This window comes from Porphyromonadaceae bacterium W3.11 (genome assembly GCA_030434245.1).
GTDB lineage: Bacteria > Bacteroidota > Bacteroidia > Bacteroidales > Porphyromonadaceae > Porphyromonas_A.
The window spans coordinates 128,226-154,028 of the sequence record JAUISX010000005.1; the positions used below are offsets into that span (position 1 = coordinate 128,226).

The window sequence follows — 25,803 nt, forward strand, 5'->3', positions numbered from 1 at the left end:
AAAAATGAAAATAGCTAAGACAAGAGAAGAACTAGTACAGAAACTAGGCGAAATAAGAGAGGGAAAGAGTGTTGGTTTTGTTCCTACTATGGGAGGGCTACATGCAGGCCATCTGAGTTTGGTCAATCGCTCAAAGCAATCGTGCGATCTCACAGTAGTGAGCGTATTTCTCAATCCAACTCAGTTTAATGATCCCAATGACCTGAAAACTTATCCCCATAATAGCGAAGATGACATAGAGCTTCTGAAAGGTGCAGGTGTGGATCTTGTATTTATGCCAACTCCTGAGGATATGTATGATGTTGGTGAAAAAGCACCAGACTATCAGATTGGGAGGGTCGCTGAGGTAATGGAGGGTGCACATCGTCCCGGTCATTTTCAGGGAGTTGTGTGGGTCGTAAGTAAACTATTTCGATTGGTAAAGCCCGATAAGGCTTTCTTTGGATTGAAGGACTTCCAGCAAATTGCGGTCATCAAGAGGATGATAGAGCTATCAACAGATATGAAGGGGTTGGAAATTGTCTCTTGTCCAGTGATTAGAGAGGAGGATGGACTAGCGATGAGCTCCCGCAATAATAAGCTGAGTGCTGAGGAGCGGGCTGCGGCACCAGAGATATATAAAGCATTGCAGGATGGCGTTGAGGCCAAAGAAAAGGGTATGAGTATAGACTCTGTACATACACAAGTGGTACAGCAGATTAATGGTAATCCATTACTGACGGTCGAGTATTTTAGTATCGTTGATGGGGATACCTTGGAGGAGATCTCTGAATGGCAACCTAATGCGGTGGGCTGTATCACAGTTTTCTGCGGAGATGATGTTCGTCTAATTGATCATATTGCTTTTAATGGTGAAGAATAGTCTGAGGGTAGGCTTATTGTTTTTGTATCTCTTTTGTGGCTGCCTTGCCTTATCTGCTCACGAATTGCCGAAGCGAAAGCAAGAGATGCGTGCGGTATGGCTGACCACAATATATGGATTGGACTGGCCCAAAAAGCCCGCTGCTAATACTAGAGATGAAGAACAACAGCAAAGGGAGTTAGTGACGATATTAGATCGTTTGGAGAGAGCTGGTATTAATACCGTCTTTCTACAGGTTAGGGGTAGGGGTACCTTGATTTATCCATCCGAATTGGAATCGATGAGTCCCGATTTCCTATCTACTAGGAGTCAGGGGAGCCTAGGGTATGATCCATTGGCCTTTGCTATCGATGAGTGTAATAAGAGAGGTATAGCTCTACATGTTTGGTATGTTGTTATCCCATTGGGTAATGATAGATATGCCAGACGATTGCCTGCTAATGCTTATGTTAATAAGTATAGACAGTCCTGCCTGCATTACCAAGGTGAGTGGTATATGGATCCTGCCCGTGTGGAGACTGCATTTCACATGCGTAGGTTGGTGAAAGAGCTTTTAGATCATTATGATGTAGCCGGTATTCATCTAGATTATATTCGTTATCCTGATAACGCTCAGCGGTTTCCTGATGCTAATATGCATAGATCAATGGGTAGAGGTGTGCCCTTAGAAGATTGGCGAAGAGGTAATATTGAAAAAATTGTAGCTGAGGTTAAGGACGAGATAAATCATCATAAGAAAAGTGTGCTCTTAAGTACGGCAGTATTAGGAGCCTATAGGGAGTTACCTACTGCCAAAAGAAGGATAGGATGGACGGCATATTCTGATGTCTATCAAGATCCAGCTGCTTGGGGTAAGAAGGGTTTGGTGGACTTTATTGTGCCGATGCTGTACTACAAAGATGATCGCTTTGCTCCCTATGTGAGAGACTGGCTAAATGTTATGAATGGCACTCCTATAGTCATGGGGCTAGGGGCCTACAGAGTGCTAAATAATGAAGGTAACTGGGCTCCTAAGATAGTCTTGGATCAGGTGGATCAGATTGGATCGAATCGAAAGATAGCTGGTGCGATATTATTTAGAACAGAGCAGTTATTAGATCAGAAGCATGGACTCTATCGAGGGATCTCTCAAAGATGGGGGTATGAAAAAAGATTGCCATACATATACAAGAGTAGTGAGGGTTTTTCGGATAATGCGGTTAGAGACTTAATGCTCGAAAAGCAAGTGGATGGACTGAAGGTTTCTTGGAAGGGTGGCGGTGAATATTACACGATCTATCTGACTAAGGAGTGTGATGAACCCAACCTTGATACTGATCTTTATACCATCACGAGGGATAGTGAGGTGGTCATCCCTTGGAATGAGATAGAAAAGGAGACTACTATATACATTAAAGTAGGGAGTTATATGAGTACCTTATCCTTAGAAGCTCTCGAACCTGTGGGTGCGTTATACTATAATACGGAAAATGAAAAGTAAGGAGACAAAAATAACCTATTGGGATGGGGTGAAGAGGGGATTTAAAGGGATCTTAAATTTTGAGGGAACTTCAGGCGTGAAGGAGTACTTTAGCTATATCTCTATGCTATTTATGCTGACGGTGGTACTCTTTATTCTTACTTTTAGATTGGTGGAGATCTCCAATGAGCATGCCACCAGTGTGGTGGAGGGGTTCTTTTGGGGATTTACAGTTTTGAGTCTAGCCGCTACTTTTCGTAGATTCCAAGACATTGGTAAGTCGGGACTATTGGCATTTGTTATACCAGCAGCCTTTTACTTCACAATCATTATCAGTAACCATCCATTTGAGTGGAGCCAGATAGTTTATTACGCTTGTGTCGGTATCATTACCTATTGTGTGGTTTTGCTGATGCAGCGTCGGAGAGAAGATAAAGAATACTAGAGAGCGTTTTTTCTTCTGGATATAGCTCCAAGATATCCGCCATGATGACGTTTGGAGTATTCATCCTCAGTGAATCCGATAGCACTCATCGTACTGACGACTAACAAGTCTCCAATGACGGTCATCGCGGTAGTGCTAGTGGTAGGTGTCAGTCCCAGAGGACATATCTCAGGTTGACCACCAGTATATAATATGACATTCGCCTGCTCTGCTAGGATATTCTCTTTATTTCCAGTAATACAGATATACGGGATGTTTGGGATGAATCTGCGTGCTAAATCTACCAATTCTAAGATTTCACGAGTCTTTCCTGAATTAGAGATGATTAAGAGTAGGTCATTCTTAGTAATGATACCGAGATCTCCATGCTGAGCTTCACTTGGGTGTAAGAACGTAGCAGGAGTACCAGTTGAGCAGAATGTGGTGGCTATATTACCCGCAACCTGTCCGGCTTTGCCCATCCCGCTTGTGATTAGTTTGCCACCTAACTGGTGCACGTGCTTTAGGATCAGTTCCACGGCATCATGGTAACCCTCGTCAATAGGGATATTGCTGATGACCCTAGCCTCTTCCTTAAGAAGGGCTCCCAGTTTCTCTATATTTGTATAATCTGATATCTGACCTTTTTCCATAATTACAAACTCTCTTAAAATGATACCTTGCACCAAGTTAATTGGTAAATTTGCGACTAGTATGCCATGCTATATTAGGAGTCTAGAGGCATCATTATTTTTTAATACGCAAAGTTAAATAAAGATTGACAACATACATAACATATACCCTACCGAATGGTTTACGAGTAGCACTTTTGCCTACCCATAGCAAGGTTGCATACTGTGGCTTTGCTATTCGAAGTGGTAGCCGTGATGATCCAGAAGCTTATCCTGGCTTGGCTCATTTTGTCGAACATATGCTTTTCAAGGGGACCAAGCATCGTAAAGCTTGGCATATCATTAATCGAATGGAGTTAGTCGGGGGGGAATTAAATGCTTATACGACTAAGGATAATACTTTTGTATATACCTCCGCTCCAAAACGAGATTTAGTTCGGAGTATTGAGCTACTTAATGACATCATCCGAAACTCAATCTATCCCCAAAAAGAGCTTGAGAAGGAGAGGGTCGTCGTCGCAGATGAGATTAATCTATATAAGGACTCTCCCTCGGAGCAGATTTATGATGACTTTGAGGAGTATCTATTCTCAGATAATAGTTTGGGTCACCCTATATTAGGGGCCTATGAGAGCTTGATGCGAATGAGTAGCGAAACGTGTAGAAGCTACGCAGCACAGGCTTTTGTACCTGAGAAGATGATATTCTTCTGTATGGGACAAATCACAGAGAAGAGATTTTCGTACTTAGTTGAAAAGTACTTGTCAGACCCCTTCGAGGCTAAGACCATTACCAATAGGGGTACAGAAAAGATAGAAGTGACTCACTTTGATAAAAAGATAGAGACACAGACATTCCAGGCACATACATTAATCGGTGGGGAAGCTCCACGTCTCATTGATCATCAGCGTACCGAGGCCTCCGTATTGCTCAATATCTTAGCAGGGTCAAGTATGAATTGTCGGCTCAGTGTGCTGCTTAGAGAGCAGAAAGGTTGGGTTTATGGTGTTGAATCTGGTTTGTCCGTCCTACCTGATGTAGGTTGGTGGCAGTTATACTTTGGAAGTGACCCTATTCACGCTATACCGGCACTTGAGACCACGCTCAAGGAGTTAGAGTCCATCAAGAAAAATAGTATCACCCCAACAGCCCTAAGGGCTTGGGTTAAGCAGCTGAAAGGTCAGGCTGCAATGGCGACGGAGAATAGTGAATCGACATTCCTTAACTTTGGACGGCAGTTATTGCTCAAAGGTAAATATGATGATCTCGAAATGATGTACAAGCGATTGGATGGAGTTACATTAGAGAGCCTGCATGAGGTCGCCAACATGATTTTTCATGAAAGAAATATATCCACCCTTATCTATGAGGGAAAAGAAGAATAATGATATGAATAAAAGTGTATTATGGTTTGTCGTGTGTGTCGTCACTACCGCTCTGGTATTGACTTCATGTCACGACGATAAAAAAGGGAGTGAAAAAGAGAAAGAATCGACTAAGGAGGTGGTAGAGCCATCTCCGTTCATTGCTGATAATGCTTATAAGCATATAGAGAAACAAGTGAATTTTGGTCCTAGGGTACCCAATAGCGACGCTCATAAAGCTTGCTCAGCGTACTTGATAGATGAATTGAAGAAGCAATCACTCGAGGTTCATGAGCAGGAGATGGTCCTAACAGCTTATGATGGCACTTTATTAAACGCCGTTAATATTATTGGTAGTTATCGTCCTGAGTTGGAGCGAAGAATAATGATTTTTGCTCACTGGGATACTAGACCTGTGGCAGATCATGATGATAACCCGAGTATGACTAAGAAACCTATAGATGGTGCTGATGACGGTGCCAGTGGTCCTGGCGTGATGCTGGAGCTAGCAAGATTGCTAAATATAGTGGGCTTAAATAACATTGGAGTAGATCTGATTTTCTTCGATGCTGAGGATTATGGTGTGCCTGTAGGTGTAGATTATAAAGGGAATAGTGAAGAGACCTGGGCTCTAGGAACACAATATTGGACACGTAACCTACATAAGGAGGGTTACGCTCCAGAGTTTGGGATTTTACTTGACATGGTGGGTGCAGAAGATGCTACCTTTTATCGCGAATATTTTTCCCAAGAGTCTGCTGGTACTTATGTGACTAAGATATGGCAGGTAGCCGAGGAGAGAGGACTTCAGAAATTTTTTGTCAATAAGATGGGTGGGGCCATCACTGATGACCACTTTTTTGTGATTAAGAACCTGAGGATTCCCTGCGTGGATATAATCAATTACGATCCAAATACCGTGAATGGGTTTGGAGAGCACTGGCATACTCATAATGATAATATAGAGAGGATAAGTGTAGAAACTTTACAGGCTGTAGGGGAGACCGTATGGCAAGTTTTACTGGATTTAGACCAATCTTCGCTATAAATTTGAGAAATTATTAGAGAAAAGTGCTTAAAAGTTTGTCAACTTAGATTTTTATAGTATCTTTGCAGAGCAAAAGGGGAAAGCAACTCCCCAAGTAGCTAAACATGATGGTGCCATAGCTCAGTTGGTAGAGCAACGGACTGAAAATCCGTGTGTCCCTGGTTCAAATCCAGGTGGTACCACTCCCTCCCCCCGAAGGGTCGTTGATCTTCATTATTTTGAAGTCGCGACCCTTCACTTTTTGGGGAAAATCCTTGTTTTTAGAGACTTATAACTAACCGTGCATCTGTGTCATAGAGATATGGGTTGCATATATCATGCCCTATGATTTCGGCTATTCGTAGAAATGTGTATCTTTGAGATGAATATTAATTTTTTATGAATTACTAGAAGAATAATGTCAACTACAGATTTAAGTAAATACGATCCTAGTGCTGTGCCATCAGGCAAGAAAAAACGCTTTTCTATAATAGTATCCGAGTGGAATAGCGAGGTTACTAATGGACTACTTAAGGGTGCTATCGAAACTCTTATCAAGCATGATGTTCGCGAAAAAGATATATTTGTTTCGTACGTGCCTGGTAGTTTTGAGCTTATATATGCTGCTGCTAAGACTAGAGCGAAATCAACAAACAAATGTGATGCTATCATAGTACTTGGAAGTGTAGTCCGTGGAGAGACTCCACATTTTGACTATATCTCTCAGAGTGTTATGATTAATATCGGTCACCTTAATATGTATCAGCAATTTCCAGGACTAGATAATCTCATACCAGTCATTAATGGTGTATTGACAACTGATGATATGCAGCAAGCTCTTGATCGATCTGGAGGGAGACTTGGTAATAAAGGAGTGGAGTGTGCTATCACAGCTCTAAAGATGGTTGATTATAAGTAATCATAGCATTATATGATAAAGGGCTGATTTCCTTCTATGGAAACCAGCCCTTTAATTTTAGACCTATACTTAATTATCAAATCGGCTTCAAATTCTTTTTACAAACCACTTTGACTTATACGCCTAATTGTTGTTTAAATCCTTATTTGCGTTTTGCTATTACGGTCCAACTGCCTTCGTCTGTTGTGTAGCTGATGTTCAGCTTTTCACCAGTTATTTTAATGATTTTCAGACCATCAGTGCCAATGGTTACAAGGGAATCGTCATTCTTTTTCATCTCAACCCCAGTAATTGATGGGATATCATGAGAAAAATGGAAGTCATAATTGTTACCTACTTTGATCACTGTAATGGTGACGTCGTCATCAGTGATAGTCTTACCACCTTCGCCTGTCTTGATGTATGTCACATTACCGATGTACTTACCTGTAAATAGATCAGCCTCAGAAGGGTTGTTCTGATTACATGAAGAAAGTCCGAAAGTCAATAAAAGGACTGTTGCTGCTAATAAAATTTTTAATTGTTTCATAATTTAATTGTTCAATAAATAATAATCTAATGCTACATTTAATTAATTACGGATAATTAATTACGATGAAAATGTAGGCAAAAAATCGGAGATGTAACAAGGCTTTAGCTTGAAAACGTGTTCTAATTAAGATCTTTTGTGTAACTCTGTATTGTCTTGAGCTGCTTCTAACTTTTCTTCAGTTTACCCAACTCTATTTATATATCACCTTGGACCAATATTTCCCTTATTATGATTTAGATGAGTTCAATAAAGAGCTATAGTAAGAGCCTTTCATAAATGATTACAAGGTCTAAAAGGATTTTTGGGGGCATCAAGCGTAGTGTGTCAATTTACGTGAGAAGATGCCGTTAGATGTTTTACGGTTCATTATTATATTATTTTTTTTGTAGGCCTCTCTATTGTGTGTTATCTAGTGGATAGATGGGATCACCTACCATAAGCATGAAAGGTCTATGCTACGTTCCGTTGTGAATTGCTTTCATTTTTTAATATCTTTGATATTAGCAACAACTTTCAGCCGTGACTATGCACCAGATGATTGGAAAGCACTAGCCGACACAGACCCAAGAAAAAAGGAATACCCAGTCGTAGCAATGATATTTCCGAAGTCTGTAAAGGAAAGCTTGAAGAAATGGGGAAAGTTACCCCCAATTAAAATAGAAGAGTTAAGAGTTTTTGATGATTATGATGAGCTTTTGCAGTACAGAGATAGAATGCTATAGTTACATAGTTAGCATATAAGCATAATCTTGTGGAGATTGCCACATGACGTTTGACCAGTATGATATTTTGCTAGTCTCTGACATTTCAAACTCTGAGCAACAAGCATAATCGATGAAGTCTTTTGTTTCACCCATTTTCTCTAAGCATTCTCTAAGTTTGCCAATAAATATGTTTATCTCCTCTATTGTATATTTTTTATCTTCACTCATAATTCCTACATCTAAAACGCAATATAGGCAAATATACTACAAATTAAAATAACACACTAAAACTTGCATAACTCACAGAAAATGAGTATATTGTATAGTAATTAAGATTAAAGAGTGATGCAGTATGGAGAATATGGATTTTAACATCGATACCGCCTTTGACTTTGGAGGTGCGGATGCTGGGTTTGAAATAGATACGGAGATGTTCGGTGGATTTACCGACATGGCGATTGAACCGAGATACGTGAGGCCAAAGGCATATGTGGTTAGGGAGGAGAACGTGAGGTATCAGCATGCAGAGGAGCTTGCTGAGGAATTAAACCCGCAAAAGGGCGAAAGGTATAATGTTATTGTGGGGGGTACATTTGTCTTTGGCGACCTTATCGAAGCGATGATTGATATTCACGACATAAAAGTGGAGAGGATGGTGATAACTACTCTGTCGATGGGATACGAGAATGTGGATAGCTTAAGGCGACTTATGGAGTGGGAGTTGGTAGATAAGATAGATTTGGTTATTTCAGCGTATCAGTATGCACACGAACGCAGAGGTATAGTCCCATATATCTACGAGAATTTAGACCACGACAATAGATTTCAGTTTGCCGTAGCTGGAACGCATACGAAGACGGTTACGATGGAATGCAAGGATGGGAGGAGGATAGTTATGCAGGGGAGTGCGAACTTAAGAAGTTCCGCGAATGTGGAAACGGTATGCATTGAGGAAAATCCAACTTTGGTTGCGTTTTACAATGATTTCGCTGATAAAATCATAGAGGAGTACGGAACGATAAAGAAGCCTATAAGGGGGCAAAAGCTTTGGAACACGATAGGCGGTAATGAGAAGATTTCGTCTAGGAGATACGATAAGAGGGTCGTTAGATTTGAATAAAATAGAAAGGAGGTAATAAGATGGCTTCTGGGAGTGAAAAGTACGGGAAGATGTCTAAAAATAAGAGAGTAGATGCGGCGTATAGGAGTCACAGGGTTAGAAAAGAGAATGCTGCTAGAGAAAGATACGAGAATAAAGCAAAAAGATTTGGATGGAAAGGTGGATGAATTTCACTAACCATTTGTATGTTAGTAATTTATTCGTATATTTGTGTTAAACGTAAGGCTGTAAGCATCGTTTTGTAATCTTATAATTTCCAGGTTGTGAATTGCTTTCATTTTTTAATATCTTTGATATTAGCAACAACTGTCTACGTACTTGCCCTCTGACGGCACAGTTGTGAATTGCTTTCATTTTTTAATATCTTTGATATTAGCAACAACGCCACTTGTGTAAGAAGCGAGGACGGGGATGTTGTGAATTGCTTTCATTTTTTAATATCTTTGATATTAGCAACAACAAGGTATTGCAAACAAGACTTAAAGGCGTAGTTGTGAATTGCTTTCATTTTTTAATATCTTTGATATTAGCAACAACTAGGTTTGACCTGCTCTACTCGAAGTATGTGTTGTGAATTGCTTTCATTTTTTAATATCTTTGATATTAGCAACAACAAAATACATAGAAAACTCAAAGAGTGGCGAGTTGTGAATTGCTTTCATTTTTTAATATCTTTGATATTAGCAACAACCCTTTCTAAGCGGTACATCCGATGCGAGGTGTTGTGAATTGCTTTCATTTTTTAATATCTTTGATATTAGCAACAACTCGATTTTAGTATTTTGCTATAAATCAGCTAGATATGAGGTTTTTTAGGATTAGAAATTCATGTTGTTCAAAACAGAAAATCCCACCTTAGAGTGGGATTTTCTGTTTCTGTATCCATTTAATATTACTAAAAGAGCTCTAACTGCTTAAATGGTAGAGGTGTTTGCTTGGGTTTCTTTGCGATAAAGAGTTCCATGCTCCCAAATTGCTTATCCGTGATGCATAGTATCCCGACATGTCCGTTAGATGGGATACATTTTTTTACTCTATTGATATGTACCTGAGCATTTTCACGACTAGCACAGTGACGTAGATATATGGAAAACTGAAACATTCTGAATCCATCATCTAGGAGGTTTTTTCGGAAGTCTGCGTAAGCTCTCTTTTCTTTCTTTGTTTCTGTTGGCAAATCAAAAAAAACTAGGACCCACATAATTCTATATTCTTCAAATCGTGACATATCTAATCAAATAAATGTTGGATATTTTATTCTACGTAGTTCACCCATGTAACATTGGGCTAATGATGCAGTCGTTTGTTGGACTGCTATCATTAAGGGGCTCCTTTTCTCTTGGATGATGACATCTAGAGTAGGAATGCTTAACAAATGACATTTATGATCTTGGGTAATGGTAGAGATATCTGATGTCTTATGCATCAACTCAATGACTACCAAATCTACAAATGGTCGGTATGGCTCCATTATATCATCTGCAAGACAGTAAGCATTGTATTTATTTCGATGGTGAATGCCTAATGATGGTAACAGACCACTGGCTACTAAAGCTCTTGCTACGGTGGCACGTAAAATAGCATATCCATAATTGAGTAGATTATTTGGGGGTATTCCGTCTCTATTTCTTACAAAGCTATCTATCTTAGGAAAGAGATTTGCCCAATAATAGACTGCAGCTTGTGCTTCATGATTATCAGAGTCGCCACTCTTAACTGTCCTTTGCCATCGCTCCATCTTTTTGGTCGTGATTCCTGTAGTACGTGATAAGACATGTGCTTGATTACCAATCTTTGCTTCAACGGTTTGCTGCCATAGCTGTTTCTTTAGTGGAATAGAGGCTTCAATCTGATAGCGATATCTCTCGGTCTGGATACTATTTCCTGTTAGAGGTAGTAGTAATCCCGTAGGCATTCGCTTGCTGTCACATGTAATAAGGGCGCAATTATGCTCTAATAATTTCTCCATTAGGGCATGTGTCAATGTTATCTGTTTGTGATCAAGGATGAGTATCCCGATGTCCTCAATGGGGATACGTCGGGTACTCTCTTCCTTAAATGATTCAGTAAACTCTTTACTCTTTTCGACCGCAGGAATTTTAATCACTAATTGATTATTCTTTAGTGAGAGATAAGCGGGATTGCCAAAGTATACGGTTTTCTTAATCATACTAACATACAGCGTTACCGAATTATTTTTACAATATTTCCAAGTCGATTAACCTCTAATTTCCAGCATAACTCTTTTATACTATTACCCATAGTGTTATTTTCAATAGCGTTATTAGTTAAAAACTCCACTCCGTTATAGATCGGAGATGCTACATTCAATGGGATAAAAAAGCATCTATTGCCTGTAAATTTAACAACTTTATAAATCCTAGAAATATGCTCCTTGGTCAAATGATTCATATCTACAGAGTGGGGCTTCTCTAATTCGTCATCCGATGGGACATAAACCAAGTCATTTGGAGAAAGGGTGAAGAGTATTTGGCCCAATTCATTATTTACGGGAATAAGTGGGGTTTGTTTCATAGCTTCAGACCCTAGTGTGGCACGTTGCTTTTGGTGCTCCATAACTTCATTGAATGGAACAGTTTCATATCTGCGTTTCTCTTCGTCAGTATCCCAGTAAACTGCAAAGAAGAGGTTTGTGCCTTTCGCCGTCGTTACGTACTTTCTAGATTTTTTACTGTTCTTATCTTCAGATACAGGAAATTTAGTCCCTTCTTCATATAATCTTACTCTATAAATCGGTTGATGCTGCTTTCCTCCATTGAGTGTTACGATATTATTATTCAAGGCTTCAATGCCTTCGGTACTAAAAGCGTTTTTGAAATCTTCATTTCCCTTTTCATCTATGTAGTTCAGGATGTGATTGTTCAGGATTTTCTGAATGCCAGTATCCGTTATCTTTTCTATGTGTCCACGATTGGTGATTTCTGAAAGAGGCTTGCGAATAGCAGTGGCATTTTTAGTCTCAACCTTTTCTAAGACCTTTATCTTTTCAATAACCTCATTATTAATTATGATAGGGTGCTCTTTGAGGTAAGCTCTCATCTTTTTGGTATTTCCCTGAAATTTCTCATGTAATTCAAGTATTCTTTCTTTGATCTCTTGATCAATAATTTGATTTGGTGTATTTAGACAAGAGTCCAGTGACTTTTCTATCTCCACAAACCGAATGATTTTCACCGCCCCATAGACCTTCTCTTTGTGTAATGGTTTGCGGATAGCCCATCCATCACCTTTCGTTTGCTTGACCGTCACTTTCTTATAATTACCATCTTTGTGTGCTCTCCATTGCCAGGTTTTATTTGTTGTTTTATTGATGACTCTCAGATCTTGTTTGAAGCTGATAATAGTTGTTTCTAAGGCATTTTTAGCCTCGACTGGGAAGTGTTGCCACGGTAATTGGAAGGTCTTGGTATAATCTCCTTGATTGTTTCTAATTAATAGCTTTGCTCGTAAGTCATATTTGTCTTTTCCTGCATTAAGCGTATTCAGGTATTGTATATGTTCTCTTCTACAGCAAGCAATCGCAAGAGCATCCAAAGCATGGTGTCTATGATCAATACGCTTCTTATTAAATCCACTTTTTTCAATCTCATCAGGCACCTGAGTACGGAAAGCATTAATCTTAGAATCCCAATAACCGAAGTCAGAGGAGTGTGTCATTTCATTAAGCCTTTGGAAGCGTGGGGTGATGATTTCGTTCCATTTGTCATTTAGTCCCCAATCTTGCTTGAGTTTGGCTGTAATCGCGCCAGGCAAAGTGAGTAGTGACTTGGAGGTGGCTTCTCTTTCACCTTCTTCGCGAACGATATTACTGAGTAGTCCTTTAATGAATTTGCTGATGTATCTAGTGTCGTTCAACTGACGGTCAGAGAATCGCTCTGGAATATCCTCCATCAGTAGCAGCTCAAGTTTTTTCCGATTGTTTTTAAAGTAACGATTGCAATGCTTTTCATACTCATTAAGATTTAGAATAGGTACAGATCCTCTGCCGTTACTAAGTTGTACTTTAGAATTACCCATCTTCTTTATAAACTCGGCTGCGGTCTGATTTCCTTTGTATGGGCTTGGGTTGATCTCACTTTCACAAATCACCTTATTTACCATCGAATCGTCAAAGAAACGTGATTGTGGAATGATGTGTTCTATTTGATAATCTTCGGAGAATAGTCTGCTTAGTGGTATGACCTGACCAGTATAGGGTGAGACATATCCCTGCTCTAGCCAGAGTCTGTATCGACGAATATCACTTTTGCTCGGCTCTCTGTTCCTTCGTATTTTCTTGACCTCTTCTTCACTCAATTTCTCATACGAGCTGTTTGGGTTTTGAAGAATACCCTCTTCGTATAACTTTAGGAGCTCTTGGTGGCTAGGAGAGTAAGGACGAATTTCTTGATCAGAGTATTCTTCTTGTAAGTCTCTCAGTAATTCCTTAATTCGTAAATTTGTTTGAGCATTTTCCTTATTTCTATCATTTATTGCTTTGCGTTTATCTGCGGAGTTTTTCATGTCCCTACCTATCTCTACATGAATTTCATCAAAGAAATTTTCCGCTCCGTTACCGTAGTGTTGCCAGATGTCCCTAACTGTTCGTAGTGTCTCTGTAACGACTTGCTCTACGATGGGGTTACGCAATGAGTGTTGCTTGAATTCAGTTAGATAATTGTCAATATCCATTGGTGTACGCCAGCGAGTGATTTCGCTTACTTCAGAGTGACGCTGATAAACGGCGTAGCATGCTTGGTACGTGTTTAATCCTGATAGGGGATTTTTGTCTCTGAATGGGATAAAACTACGAATTAGCTGCTTGGGTATTGCATCGTCAGCCACGTTGGAGATAGCTTTGGATAGTGTGGTATTTTCTATAGTCATGGATTGGGTGAGTGGAAGGGCATTAATGCGCTCCATAATATCCTCAACGTTCCGAATGGCATCACTTAGGATATCATTATAATTCCAATATCTTCCTATACGCATGAGTGGGAGTAGTTTCTTTATGGCTTTTTCGGAGTAGGAAGCATACTCTGCAGGATAAGGAGGATGATTTTTGAAGCTTTCAACGAAACTGACTGTGTCAATATCATTCTTGATAGCAAATGTTTGTAGTGCCTTTATGTATTGCACCTTGTCCCTTACGGAATATATAATGTGCCATAGGTTCATTTGGAATGAGAATGTTAGATCTTTATTAAGATCAAAGCCAGGAATGCCTTTTAGCCGACTTATGAATTGTGCTTTAGTCTCATTCATAGGATAGGGCAAATCTTCTGGGAAATTCCACCTATACCTCTCTTCATCAGACCTATTTATGACTTTATTTTTAGTAAAGTACTTAATGAATTGTTTTTGATTGATAGCTTTCCGATCCATCAAAAAGTCGAATAGATCACACCAATCCTCCTCTGTTTTTAAGAATTTGTTTGTGACATCTAGATCTGTGACAGTTTGCTTTTCGTATATCTTAAGATTTCGAAGGAATTGCCACATGCGAAACTCAATGAATAGAGGGTGGGAGCGAGGAACCGCCTTTAGTGGTGCCTTTCGTTGGACCAATTCTCCCGTTTCTTTGTCTCGTGTATGGTAAATCTTGTATTCATATTGGCAATTAGAGATGGAGGACTTTTTACTTTTAAGTGGGCGTTGGTAAAAGATGATATCTTCGATAAATAAGTAGTCAAAGCCACGATCCTTGATATTTGATCGATGAGCTTCATTTTTAGCGTAAAGCTCTTCTATGCATGCATTGTAAAGTGCTCTATCATTTAGCTCTTTATGTAGATCTATTTGTTTTTTGAGTATGGCTTGAAGTTCTTTTTTGTAGTATTTCCTTTCAATTGTTCTGATTAGTTTTCCATGTATTTTTTGTTTTGGATTTTTGAGAAGGGTTTCATAGATGTATTCGCCAACATGCTTATCAGAGTTCTCAATTTCCTTCTCTGTTTTCTCCTTAATTGCAATCCAATCTTTTTCTGAGTCAACGACTTTGAATGTCCGTTTTATAGAGCCGTCTTTTAGTGTAGTGGAGGTGACGATAAACTCTTTAATCTTATCAATCCAGTCTTCTGGTTTTGTTATTTGTTTGTGATATTTCCAACCATTTTCAAAGTATACATCATATAGGATGGCTCCACTTTTTTTTATTACTTCACCAGAATCTACGACCCTAGCTACCTTAAGTACTTCATAAGTTTCATTTTTATTATTATCTGTTTCATCCTCTTTACCCCTTAGTTGATAGTAGCCTCTCTTTTGATTAAAGTTGAGTAGAATCCATGCTAATTCTTCTTTGGTCACCTTATCATGTAGTGCCTTCTTTCGTAGATAGTATATGGTCCAATCATAGGGAATCCTTATCTTTCCGTTCTTAATTAAAGCTGGTTGAGCCTTTCTGAACTCATTAGCCAGCTCTTGGAATGAATCCATGAATATGAATTCATAGTTACCATTTGAAGAGGGTCGGTAGTTTATTTTTGTCTCTATCTTAAATTGCCCAAGATTCTTTTCAAAATCAATATTTTCTTCATAATGGGAAGGCAGAAATCCTAAAATATGTAATACTCGATGTAGTCGTTCGCGGCGGAGATTATCTCTCTGATATAATCTTCGAATTCCTCTATATTTGGTGCGATCAGCAGTCTGAGGGATAGATTGTCCCTCTCCAAATTTACTTATTACATCTTGTGCCATGGGGATAACCCGTGTGCTTAACCCAGATATTTTTCCTTCTTTGGTCTCAAAGTCATGCTCAATTAAAGCCCATCCGATGCTATTAGTGCCCAAGTCAAGTCCTAAAATGTTCTTTTTCATAATAATGCTAGTATGAAGTATTTAATAATATTTTAAGTTTTCTTTGTTGTATCAAATATAATTATTATGTTTGTGCTTGAAAGCAATTCACAATAAGGATTATTCCGTTGTGAAAACATTTAGTGCCTCGCCTATCTGCGGGGCTTTTTTTTGCTATATCTAGATTTTATATATTTAATCTAATTCTTGTTGTGGTGCTGTTTTGCCTAATCCTTAAAAATCTGTAATATGCGCTGCCCTATGTTGTTTGTATTTTAAAGGATGATTAAAGATAGGCAATTATAATGTGTAAATCAATAAAATGTCATGCTCTTTTTGTTGATTTCTTTTGTGTGTTCATGTAAAAGTATCTAGTCTGTATGATTTACACTTTATTTTAGCAGAATTAATTTAACTATGGAAATAACCATGTTATTATGATGTAGGGCGTTGATTAGAATTTTTTATCTTTTCAAGTGCTGCGGAGTTGATGATTTCAATAAGTACCCTTGACTAAAAATGATTAGATTTGCATATATATAAACAAATTCAATAGTAGGTTAATGAGTAAAATAAATATAGATCAAGGACTTTATATCTTGGGTATAGAGTCCTCTTGTGACGATACCTCTGCAGCGGTTATTCATGGTGATGTATTGCTCTCTAATGTGATAGCAAGCCAAAAAGTCCATGAGGAATATGGCGGTGTGGTGCCAGAGCTTGCAAGTAGAGATCATTTGAAGAATATTATGCCAGTGGTCCATACCGCGTTGAAGAGAGCATCAATAGAGCTTAAGGATATTGATGCGATAGCCTACACACGTGGTCCAGGTCTTTTGGGATCACTTCTGGTGGGAAATTCATTTACAAAGGGGTTGGTCGAGGGGCTTGGCATTCCACATGTGGATGTGAACCACCTACAGGCACACGTCTTAGCTCACTTTATTCAGAGTGGGGAGGAAAGAGTCGAGACTCCAGAATTCCCATTCCTTTGTCTGCTTGTTTCGGGTGGTAACTCACAGATTATACTTGTCAAGAGTCCTCTGGATATGGAGATCATCGGGAAGACTATTGACGATGCTGCTGGAGAGGCATTTGACAAGTGTGCTAAGGTGATTGGGCTCGGATATCCAGGTGGCCCGATTGTTAATAAGTTAGGTAATATCGGAGATCCAAATGCTTTTAGATTTGCTAGGCCAAATATTGCGGGGTATGATTATAGCTTTAGTGGATTGAAGACGTCCTTCCTCTATACGCTTCGGGATGAACTAGAAAAAGATAAAGACTTTATTGAGAAAAATAAGGAGGATTTATGTGCTTCATTGCAGCACACAATTGTGGAGATTTTGATGAATAAGTTGGAAAAGGCTGCCGATGATTTAGATATAAAGCAAGTCGCTGTGGCTGGAGGTGTTTCAGCTAATTCTGCACTCCGAGATGCCTTTATCGAATATGGTAAGCGAACCGGACGAGATGTCTTTATACCACCTTTTGCATACACTACTGATAATGCTGCTATGGTAGCGATTGCTGGAGCTTATCGGTTTGCGGCTGGTTATAGAAGTGCCTTGTCTGATGCACCATACTCACGAGTGATTATCTGATGAGTATGGAGTATGTTTCAGAGATAGCGGATATTCTTATTAATGGAGGTCGAAGCATTTCGGTAGCTGAGAGCTGTACTGGAGGACTGCTTTCAGCTGCCTTGACCTCCAAGAGTGGTGCTTCTCAGTGGATGAAAGCAGGTATTACTGCATACACTGAGGAGTGCAAACGTGGGCTATTAGGATTGACGGATAAGGAGTTGGGTCGTGGATTGGTGACCGAGGCTTGTGCTAAAGGTATGGTCATGAGTATCGCTCAACTCACAGGTAGCGATTATGCTATATCCACAACGGGTGTCTGTGATGCCTCTTCTGAGGGGTTTAACCCGTGTACTGTATGGATTGGCATCAAGACACCCTATGCTATTGAAGCCTTTTTGATCAGAGCTGAGGATAGAGGGCGAGTAAAAAATATGTCGTATGCGGTAGAGAAAGCATTAGAATTAATGCTGAATATGATGAGAAAGGAAGGTTTATGAATTTGGATCAGGTACTAGAACAATTCTTTGGTCATAGTACTTTTAGACCACTTCAGCGTGAAGCCATTGAGGGTGTTTTATCAGGGAAAGATCAATTAGTCGTTTTGCCTACAGGAGGTGGTAAGTCCCTCTGCTATCAATTGCCAGCTATGCTCTTAGATGGCTGTGCCTTGGTGATCTCACCTCTTATTGCACTGATGAAAGATCAGATTCTATCCCTTCAAGCACAAGGAATATTAGCCGCTACCATCAATAGTAGTGTTACAAATGAGTATCGAAAACACGTTCTTCAGAGTTTGCATACAGGACGGATTAAACTACTCTATATCAGTCCGGAGACGTTACTATCTCCCTTCGGAGGTGAGATGCTCAGACGTACCAATGTCTCTATGATCGCGATAGATGAGGCACACTGTATAAGTCAGTGGGGTCACGACTTCCGCCCAGAATATTCACAATTAGGAGTCCTGAAAGAACGGTATCCTGATCTGCCGATTATAGCCCTTACCGCTACTGCTGATGAATCTACACGAAAAGATATTATCGCTAAGCTTCAGCTTAAAGATCCTGTACAATTGATAGGAGACTTTGACCGTCCTAATATATACTTAGAAGTTAGAAGGGGGCTTAAGAAAAAAGATAAGCTACGTGAGATAGCTGATTATATCGAGCAGCAAGGGGATAATTCAGCAGGGATTATTTATTGTACCAAGCGTGATGATACTGAAGCAGTTGCACGCTATCTTAATGATCAGGATATAAAAGCTCTCAGTTATCACGCACTCATGAGTGCAGGGGATAGAGAGATCGTCCATCGCTTATTTTTAGGAGGGCAGATACAGGTGGTCTGTGCTACGGTCGCTTTTGGTATGGGGATCGATAAGCCCGATGTTAGGTGGGTCATCCACTACAATATGCCCAAAAATATCGAAAGCTATTATCAAGAGATCGGTAGGGCTGGGCGTGACGGTAAGCCTGCTACAGCGATACTTTATTATAGTTATGCCGATATCTTTGTCTTACAGAAATTGATTCAGAATAGTGGCATGCTGGCGGTCTCTACGTCTAAGATGGATTACATGAAGCGATATTGCGAAGGGAATGTATGTCGTCGTCGAGTCTTGCTTAGCTATTTTGGTACCGAGGTTGATTCGGACTGCAATGATTGTGATGTATGTTTGATGCCAAAGCCTAAGGCCTTTGATGGTACTACTATAGCCCAAAAAGCGATGAGTGCGGTTGCACGTTCCGGAGAGTCCATCAATATTGATATGTGTATAGACATTCTGAGAGGTTCACGTCAGAGGTTATTGCTAGCAGCAGGCTATCAATTTATGCCTACGTACGGTATAGGCAGAGATGTTTCAGCTATCGAATGGCGAGAATATCTTTATCAAATGGTCATGAAAGGATTGATGAGCATAGATTATTCGATGGGCGGAAATCTTCAAATCACCCGTTTTGGTAGAGATGTTTTATTCGGGAGGGAAAAGTTTGAGCTATTTCCAGTACGTTTTTACCAGAAAAAAGCTTAAGTTTGTAGAAAGTAAAAAATCATGAGTCATATTTGGAGTCATAATGAACTTTCCGAAGAAGAGAAAGAAATGTCGCGAAAGCTTGCCGAACAAGGAAAGCTTTTGCCTAAGATCGCTGATATTATTGTCAAGCGAAATATTGATTCTAAAGAAGATCTCGAAACCTATCTACATCCTAGTCTAGATGATCTGCATAATCCGTTTCTTATGACGGATATGGACAAGGCTGTTAATCGTCTTAACCGAGCTATTGGTAATAAGGAGAAAATACTGGTCTATGGTGACTATGATGTTGATGGCATTACAGCCGTTACACTAGTCTATAAGTATTTTCGCTTAATCACTACAGCCATAGACTATTATATCCCTGACCGTTATGAGGAGGGGAGTGGTATTTCTAAGAAAGCTATTGAATTTGCTCGAGAGAACGGATTCACGATTATTATCGCGTTGGATTGCGGTATCAAGGCTAATGATATGGTAGATTATGCGACTACTCTAGGGATAGACTTTATTATCTGTGACCACCATATGCCTGATGAGTATCTGCCAAATACGGTTGCTAATCTCAATCCCAAATTACCAGATACGAAGTACCCATTTCCCGAATTAAGTGGTTGTGGGGTAGGGTTTAAGTTGATTCAGGCCTTCACTATTAGTAATAATAGCGATCCCCGTGTTTGTTATAATCTCCTAGATTTGGTAGCTGTGAGTATCGCCGCTGACTTAGTTCCGTTGTACGGAGAGAATAGGATCTTAGCTCACCATGGATTAAAAAAACTCAATCGACGTCCGATGCTGGGGCTAAAAAGCATTATCAATGTCAGTGGGTTGAGGAGCAAAGTCCTAGACATGACGGATATTATCTTCAAGATAGGCCCTCGTATCAATGCTTCTGGACGTATGCAAAGTGGTAGGGAGTCAGTTGATTTGTTACTCTCAAGAGACTTCCAAGAGGCTAAAGCGATCAGTCATCATATAGATGAGTATAATAATCAGCGAAGAGAGATAGACCACTCTATCACACAAGAGGCTAATGAAATTGTGGAGGGCTTTACTGATATGCTGGACCGAAAACTCATAGTCGTATATGATCCATCCTGGCATAATGGTGTGATAGGTATAGTAGCCTCTCGTCTAGCAGAGCAATATAATAGGCCTGCAATCGTTATGACCGATACTATGGATAATCTGATTAATGGTTCGGCACGTAGTGTAGAAGGGTATGATATTCATGCACTCTTAGAGAAAGCTAAAGATCTGCTAGAGAATTTTGGTGGACATACTCTGGCGGCAGGATTTACTATACATAAGAAGAATCTTCATCACTTTATCCAGTTGGCTAATCGAACAGCTGATGAAGATCTTACGATGGAAGACTTGCAGCCTAAGCATAAGATCGATTCTGTATTAGAGCTTTCTGAAATAACCCCTACCTTGAGAAGGCAGATTCGTAAGCTAGCTCCCTTTGGCCCTGGAAATGAAAAGCCTACATTTTGTTCTAAAGGAGTCATCTGTGTCACTCCACCCCGACTTATGGGATACAAAAAGTCACATCTTCGGATGATGATTTCACTTCCTGGTGAATTGCCTATATACCAAGCTGTTGCTTATAATCAAGCTGAATACCTAGCAGATCTGACCGCTGGTAATGAGTTTGATATCTTATATACGATAGAGGAGTTCAATAAGCAAGGTAAGATGGAAGTTTCCCTTAATATCATTGATATTCATATCCACTAGATTCCTCAAGTTGTATTGTGAAGCCCAGGAGGATTACAGATAAATCCCCTCTAGAGATACTTAAGGAATATTGGGGATTTGAATCATTTCGACCAAAGCAGGAGGAAGTCATCAATAGTATCTTAAATGGTCATGATACACTTGCACTCATGCCTACTGGTGGAGGAAAGTCTCTTACCTTCCAAGTTCCCTCATTGATGTGCCATGGTGTGGTCCTTGTCATCTCACCACTAGTAGCCTTGATGAAAGACCAGGTAGATCAGCTGAGATTACAGGAGGTCAAAGCTGGCTACCTTCACGCTGGTCTGACCCGTGGAGAAACCCTTACAATCTTAGAGAATTGCACCTTTGGAGTTTATAAGCTACTCTATGTTTCGCCAGAACGCTTGTCTAACACTCTCTTCCTTAGTTATCTACCGTCATTAGAGATCTCCTTTGTCGTTGTTGATGAAGCCCATTGTATTAGTCAGTGGGGATATGACTTCCGTCCAGACTATCTCAAGATCATTAATTTTAGGAAACGTATCCCAGAGATGCCTTTTCTCGCATTGACGGCCACTGCTACCCCACGTGTTGTCGAGGATATACGGACTAGTCTTGGTTTTGATGATTCATCACCCATTGTAAGGCGAAGTTTTTACCGTAAAAAACTGACCTATGTGGTACGGAAAACTTATGATAAGATTAGAGAAATGACTCATATCCTATCAAGAGTTAATGGGAGTACTCTGATATATGTTAGAAGCAGAAGCAAAACCAAGAAAATAGCTGACTTCCTTATCCAACAGGGCTTTAGTGCCGATTACTTTCATGCTGGATTACCACAAGAGGTCAAGTCCATGAAACAAAATGCTTGGCAAGCTGGCGAAATCCGTATAATGGTCTGTACCAATGCCTTTGGAATGGGGATTAATAAGGAGGATGTATCGTTAGTGATTCACCCTACACCGCCGCCTTCGCCAGAGTTTTACTATCAAGAAGCTGGGCGTGCAGGACGAAATAATGAAGGTGCTTATGCGGTATTACTCTATACCCCTAATGAAGATGAGAGGTATATTTATAGCATGCTTGAGAGGGAATTTCCCCCGAAAGATGTGATACTACAGGTTTATGATAGGCTGGGCAATTATTTCCAGCTCGGGATAGAATCAGGCGATGGAGCCATGTATGAGTTTGACATATATCACTTTTGCCAGACCTATAAGGTGCCTATGCATGTGGTCTCTGCTTCCTTGAGTATTCTTCAAATCTCTGGATATCTAGAGTACATGGAGAATCATAATATGCCAAGTCAGTTAATGATTACAGCCTCTAGGAATGATCTGTACACGCTATTTTCTGACGATGAGCACATATACGATGACTTGATAGAGTTCTTATTACGTACCTATCCGGGGCTTTTCTCAGAATTCTCATCCATCAATGAGCAGATGATATGTAATGCCCTAGAAATAGAGCCGGATTATTTAGCCTTTCTCTTGAAAAATCTCAGGAGATGGCATGTCATTGATTATCGACCAGGTAAGAGGAGTAACTATATTAGATATCTGCAGCAGAGAGTATCACGAAAACGCGTAAGAATACGTAAAGATGTCTATACTTCGCGATACGATTTGGCCCAGCATCGAGTAGATGTCATGGTGGACTATATGCAGAGTGAGGGAAAATGTAGAGCTCAGATACTTATGCAATACTTCGGAATAGAAGATCCTTTGCCATGTGGTCACTGTGATTATTGTTTGGCTAATCCAACTGATGAACTCACCTATAGGAAAATAGATCAAATAGAGGAGTGGCTTAAAGCACAAGGCAAAGTAACTTTATCCGAGATCCAAAATCATTTTCCTCTCTTATCTTTAGAGCAGATAGAGCGTTCTATAGCCTATTTAATAGAGGAGGGCTATACCATTAGCTGTAGCGGTGATACGATACTATATGAGGAGTAAGACTTCTCCTCATCCTCCTTGTAAAGTCTATTGTTCGTTAGTGCTCTAGTTATTCAATTTCTAGACATCGACTGGCTGGGAAATTCTGTAATTTCGAAAGCTGATGAGGCGACTTCAATTCGTCCATTGGAGTTTTGAATAGCTTTCAGTATTCTAGTTGATATTTTATCCTTCGTACTTCGGCGAGACTTGTAGTCCACAACGTATCTTAATATAAATGTAATCCAGTTTTGATCAAACTGCATACTAATGAATGGCTCTACCTTAGCCTCCTCTATCATTAGTTTTTCCGTCATTTTATTCCAATGAGACTTTGCTTCTTTAGCATATTCGCTATTGATTTCATTTAAAATATCAAGGAAAACTTCTCTCGCATATTCAAAGTCACTATCTGTTTTGATGGGAATTTTTAGTTCATCCCATAGAAATGGAAAATCTCCAGAGTAATTGAATACGGGCTCTTTGAAAATAAAACTATTTGCTACCCTCGTCATGCGGCCATTATAGAGGTCACCATCCACCCAGTCACCAATTTCCATAAGAGAGGTTCTTAATAGACCTATATCAATGACATCCCCTTTGATTCCCCCGACCATGACTCTATCTCCTACATTGTAAAAGTTGGCTGTATGGATGACAATAAAGCCTGCCATGCTCGCTATCAACTCTTGAAGTGCAAAGGCAATACCAGCACCAGCTACACCGATGAAGACAGTGAATCCATTTAGTTGCTGGCTGAAGATTATTAAGACCGCAAAGGCAATGAGGATAAAGCCAATCAGGTTAGTGAATTTCCTTGCTTTATATCTAGAATTGGTATTTCTAACGTACTTAGGAATAGCTTTTTTAGTGAAAAAAAGTATGATCAGGATGATAAATAGGGTAATGGTAAGTTTTACTAGCTTTACCCCCAGTTCACTATTTATAAAGTTTGTTAGTTGCTCCATAGAATGCACTTTTTAAAAACGATAAAGACTATACAAATGTACTAAGCCTAGGGATATAAAACACACTATTGAATCCACAGCGACACATGTGGATATATTTAATCTCATAACCTTATTTGTAAGTGTTTTAGTCTAATCATGAACTACCACCTTACTTTTGATAATAGATGACATCTGATGATATGGTCTCATTGAAAATCACTTCACTGAACCACTAAAAATTCTCCTATATGAAACGTATCTTCGTCCTATAGCAAAAAAATATGTTTCCTATGAGTAGAATATTTCGAAGATATAGTATGGGTCTTTTTCTGAAAAAAGTTGACATAGTTGAGGGGCCTTTTTATGATTTAATTGACTTATGTGTCTGATCCAATAGGAATTAGCAAGAACATTCCGATCCCAAGACTTAGAAAAGGGCTATTTATGGAGTATGGTTTTTATCTGAAGAAGAGTGCAACTCGCATCTACAAATATTTATTGACACTTGTGCTGGCAGAGTGGATTGTTGTACAGAGCATTTGGACAATTAGTAATCCGTATTGATCCCTTTGAGCGGGGATATGAAGTAGTAAAGAGGAAGCTCAGCTAAAGTTCAAGGGGGATGTAGAGCAACTTCGTACATTTCCGATGAGTGATAAGATATCAGAAGACCTAAGACGAATGTATCTATCGAATACCTAAAGAGATTGTTTTGTCTCTGTACAACGCGGATTATACTTTTTTGATTTTAGTTGTTATACAATCCGTTGTTCATTTCTTTGTTGGCTCATTTACCTATGAAGATAAAGCTACCCATTAGAGAAGAAAAGTCTAACCAAAGGTTCGTCCATCCAGGAGAATATCCTTACGTTCATATGAACGTATATATCCTTTAAGTAGAATATTTTGAACAGATTATAGGTTGCTTTAAGGGGATCTTTTAGGCTTATGACATTTATATAAACTGTGTGAGGAATGTAAGTGGAAGTGGAGCTTTTTGGATGGCATGGTAGATCAATGCTTGCCCAGCACTTGATAGCATCGGTATGTCATTGTAGCTGTCTCCAATGGCAGTACATTCAATTGGCGAAAACCCTTTTCTTGAGATGATCTCCATCAACTTTTTTGCTTTGTTTTCTGGAGTTAGAAAAGGAGTTTTGATCTTTCCAGTGAAAAGGTCGTTTTTAATCTCAAATTGTGAAGAATAGATTTCGTCTATTTGTAATTTCTTTGAGATTGCCTCAGCTAACCCCTGATATGCCCCTGTAATAATGATGATAGAGATTCCACGATTTTTGAGATCATCAATGAATTCTTTTGCTCCAGTGGCAAGTGGTATCTCATTAGCTACATCATTAGCAATCTCTACTGGTAGTCCCTTTAGGAGTTTGACTCTTTCGATGAAATTTTGGCCCCATTGTACTTTTCCTTCTATAGCAGAGTTTGTTAGTGATTTTAAGATGTGGCTATTATTTGTGAATTCGGCTAGCCGATTCATGTATTCTACCGAGGTCAATGTGCCATCAAGGTCTAATGCTACCAACTTAGTAGATGAGTAGCTAGAGTTGGTCACACGTATTACAGTAGGGGTGATCCTAGCTAAACTTACATATTGTCTTAATTCAGATGCCAATTGATCAAGGCTCCTGATCTCATTAGGTTGATTGTGATTAATCTTTTCCTCTGTATGCTGAGTGATGAAGAACATCTCTTTTTTCGTATG

Annotated in this window: 22 protein-coding genes, 1 tRNA gene and 1 CRISPR repeat array; of the genes, 15 read left to right on the forward strand and 8 right to left on the reverse strand. The window is 39.5% G+C overall.

What is annotated here, in order from left to right:
* Positions 1-4 precede the first annotated feature (4 nt).
* From panC to QYZ87_08970, 3 genes are read left to right on the forward strand one after another with little or no spacing between them, the layout of a single operon-like run.
* Complete coding sequence (panC, locus tag QYZ87_08960; GenBank protein ID MDN4754644.1) at positions 5-862, forward strand: pantoate--beta-alanine ligase; 858 nt, start codon at positions 5-7, stop codon at positions 860-862.
* Complete coding sequence (locus tag QYZ87_08965) at positions 849-2,342, forward strand: family 10 glycosylhydrolase (protein MDN4754645.1); 1,494 nt, start codon at positions 849-851, stop codon at positions 2,340-2,342. The genes panC and QYZ87_08965 overlap by 14 nt, the downstream gene beginning before the upstream one ends.
* Entirely contained in the window at positions 2,332-2,766 is a 435-nt protein-coding gene (locus QYZ87_08970) for a DUF805 domain-containing protein (GenBank protein ID MDN4754646.1), read from the forward strand. The genes QYZ87_08965 and QYZ87_08970 overlap by 11 nt, the downstream gene beginning before the upstream one ends.
* Here the strand turns inward: QYZ87_08970 and QYZ87_08975 are convergent.
* On the reverse strand, positions 2,763-3,398 hold the full coding sequence (locus tag QYZ87_08975; GenBank protein MDN4754647.1) for an SIS domain-containing protein: 636 nt from the start codon (positions 3,396-3,398) through the stop codon (positions 2,763-2,765). The genes QYZ87_08970 and QYZ87_08975 overlap by 4 nt on opposite strands.
* A 125-nt stretch (positions 3,399-3,523) precedes the next feature.
* On the opposite strand from QYZ87_08975, the gene QYZ87_08980 reads away from it, so the two are divergent.
* The 4 genes from QYZ87_08980 to ribH all read left to right on the forward strand — a co-directional run bounded on the left by QYZ87_08980 (position 3,524) and on the right by ribH (position 6,687).
* A complete protein-coding gene (locus QYZ87_08980) occupies positions 3,524-4,762 on the forward strand; it encodes a pitrilysin family protein (GenBank protein ID MDN4754648.1) in 1,239 nt (412 codons plus the stop codon).
* 4 nt (positions 4,763-4,766) lie between these two features.
* The gene (locus tag QYZ87_08985) at positions 4,767-5,789 is read left to right on the forward strand and encodes a M28 family peptidase (protein MDN4754649.1); all 1,023 of its coding nucleotides are present in this window, start codon (positions 4,767-4,769) and stop codon (positions 5,787-5,789) included.
* Between the two features lie 109 nt (positions 5,790-5,898).
* Positions 5,899-5,971 (forward strand) — tRNA-Phe (locus QYZ87_08990).
* 215 nt (positions 5,972-6,186) lie between these two features.
* A complete protein-coding gene (ribH, locus tag QYZ87_08995) occupies positions 6,187-6,687 on the forward strand; it encodes a 6,7-dimethyl-8-ribityllumazine synthase (GenBank protein MDN4754650.1) in 501 nt (166 codons plus the stop codon).
* A 142-nt stretch (positions 6,688-6,829) separates the two neighbouring features.
* On the opposite strand, the gene QYZ87_09000 is transcribed toward ribH, so the two are convergent.
* On the reverse strand, positions 6,830-7,216 hold the full coding sequence (locus tag QYZ87_09000) for a hypothetical protein (GenBank protein ID MDN4754651.1): 387 nt from the start codon (positions 7,214-7,216) through the stop codon (positions 6,830-6,832).
* A gap of 497 nt (positions 7,217-7,713) precedes the next feature.
* Here QYZ87_09000 and QYZ87_09005 point away from each other — a divergent pair, with 497 nt between their 5' ends.
* Positions 7,714-7,941, forward strand: coding sequence for a hypothetical protein (locus QYZ87_09005; protein ID MDN4754652.1), 228 nt, complete (start codon positions 7,714-7,716; stop codon positions 7,939-7,941).
* Here the strand turns inward: QYZ87_09005 and QYZ87_09010 are convergent, their stop codons facing one another.
* The gene (locus QYZ87_09010; GenBank protein MDN4754653.1) at positions 7,942-8,151 is read right to left on the reverse strand and encodes a hypothetical protein; all 210 of its coding nucleotides are present in this window, start codon (positions 8,149-8,151) and stop codon (positions 7,942-7,944) included. It lies immediately after the preceding gene.
* Positions 8,152-8,275: 124 nt separating this feature from the next.
* Between QYZ87_09010 and QYZ87_09015 the strand changes: the two genes are divergently transcribed.
* Together QYZ87_09015 and QYZ87_09020 are read left to right on the forward strand one after the other, a co-directional pair.
* Positions 8,276-9,043, forward strand: a complete 768-nt coding sequence (locus tag QYZ87_09015; protein MDN4754654.1) for a hypothetical protein — start codon at positions 8,276-8,278, stop codon at positions 9,041-9,043.
* A 20-nt stretch (positions 9,044-9,063) separates the two neighbouring features.
* Positions 9,064-9,210 carry a hypothetical protein gene (locus QYZ87_09020; GenBank protein MDN4754655.1) on the forward strand — a complete coding sequence of 49 codons (147 nt, stop codon included), beginning with the start codon at positions 9,064-9,066 and terminating at the stop codon, positions 9,208-9,210.
* A gap of 93 nt (positions 9,211-9,303) precedes the next feature.
* Positions 9,304-9,811: direct repeats of the CRISPR family, unit length 47 nt; unit sequence GTTGTGAATTGCTTTCATTTTTTAATATCTTTGATATTAGCAACAAC.
* A gap of 127 nt (positions 9,812-9,938) precedes the next feature.
* Here QYZ87_09020 and cas2 read toward each other — a convergent pair.
* The 3 genes from cas2 to QYZ87_09035 are packed head-to-tail and all read right to left on the reverse strand — an operon-like array spanning position 9,939 to position 15,865.
* A complete protein-coding gene (cas2, locus tag QYZ87_09025) occupies positions 9,939-10,271 on the reverse strand; it encodes a CRISPR-associated endonuclease Cas2 (protein MDN4754656.1) in 333 nt (110 codons plus the stop codon).
* A gap of 6 nt (positions 10,272-10,277) precedes the next feature.
* Positions 10,278-11,213 (reverse strand): type II CRISPR-associated endonuclease Cas1, encoded by a 936-nt coding sequence (gene cas1 / locus QYZ87_09030; GenBank protein ID MDN4754657.1) that lies wholly within the window; start codon positions 11,211-11,213, stop codon positions 10,278-10,280.
* Positions 11,214-11,227: 14 nt separating this feature from the next.
* Positions 11,228-15,865, reverse strand: a complete 4,638-nt coding sequence (locus QYZ87_09035) for an HNH endonuclease domain-containing protein (protein MDN4754658.1) — start codon at positions 15,863-15,865, stop codon at positions 11,228-11,230.
* A gap of 542 nt (positions 15,866-16,407) precedes the next feature.
* Here QYZ87_09035 and tsaD point away from each other — a divergent pair.
* The 5 genes from tsaD to QYZ87_09060 are packed head-to-tail and all read left to right on the forward strand — an operon-like array spanning position 16,408 to position 23,151.
* The gene (gene tsaD, locus QYZ87_09040) at positions 16,408-17,448 is read left to right on the forward strand and encodes a tRNA (adenosine(37)-N6)-threonylcarbamoyltransferase complex transferase subunit TsaD (GenBank protein MDN4754659.1); all 1,041 of its coding nucleotides are present in this window, start codon (positions 16,408-16,410) and stop codon (positions 17,446-17,448) included.
* Positions 17,449-17,453: 5 nt separating this feature from the next.
* Complete coding sequence (locus tag QYZ87_09045) at positions 17,454-17,927, forward strand: CinA family protein (protein ID MDN4754660.1); 474 nt, start codon at positions 17,454-17,456, stop codon at positions 17,925-17,927.
* A complete protein-coding gene (locus QYZ87_09050; GenBank protein MDN4754661.1) occupies positions 17,924-19,462 on the forward strand; it encodes an ATP-dependent DNA helicase RecQ in 1,539 nt (512 codons plus the stop codon). The genes QYZ87_09045 and QYZ87_09050 overlap by 4 nt, the downstream gene beginning before the upstream one ends.
* 21 nt (positions 19,463-19,483) lie before the next feature.
* Entirely contained in the window at positions 19,484-21,205 is a 1,722-nt protein-coding gene (recJ, locus tag QYZ87_09055; GenBank protein MDN4754662.1) for a single-stranded-DNA-specific exonuclease RecJ, read from the forward strand.
* A 17-nt stretch (positions 21,206-21,222) separates the two neighbouring features.
* Positions 21,223-23,151: a RecQ family ATP-dependent DNA helicase gene (locus QYZ87_09060; GenBank protein ID MDN4754663.1), complete on the forward strand. Its 1,929-nt coding sequence runs from the start codon at positions 21,223-21,225 to the stop codon at positions 23,149-23,151.
* Positions 23,152-23,204: 53 nt separating this feature from the next.
* On the opposite strand, the gene QYZ87_09065 is transcribed toward QYZ87_09060, so the two are convergent.
* Both QYZ87_09065 and QYZ87_09070 read right to left on the reverse strand, forming a co-directional pair.
* On the reverse strand, positions 23,205-24,098 hold the full coding sequence (locus QYZ87_09065) for a mechanosensitive ion channel (GenBank protein ID MDN4754664.1): 894 nt from the start codon (positions 24,096-24,098) through the stop codon (positions 23,205-23,207).
* A gap of 937 nt (positions 24,099-25,035) precedes the next feature.
* Entirely contained in the window at positions 25,036-25,788 is a 753-nt protein-coding gene (locus tag QYZ87_09070) for an HAD family phosphatase (protein MDN4754665.1), read from the reverse strand.
* Positions 25,789-25,803: the final 15 nt, after the last annotated feature.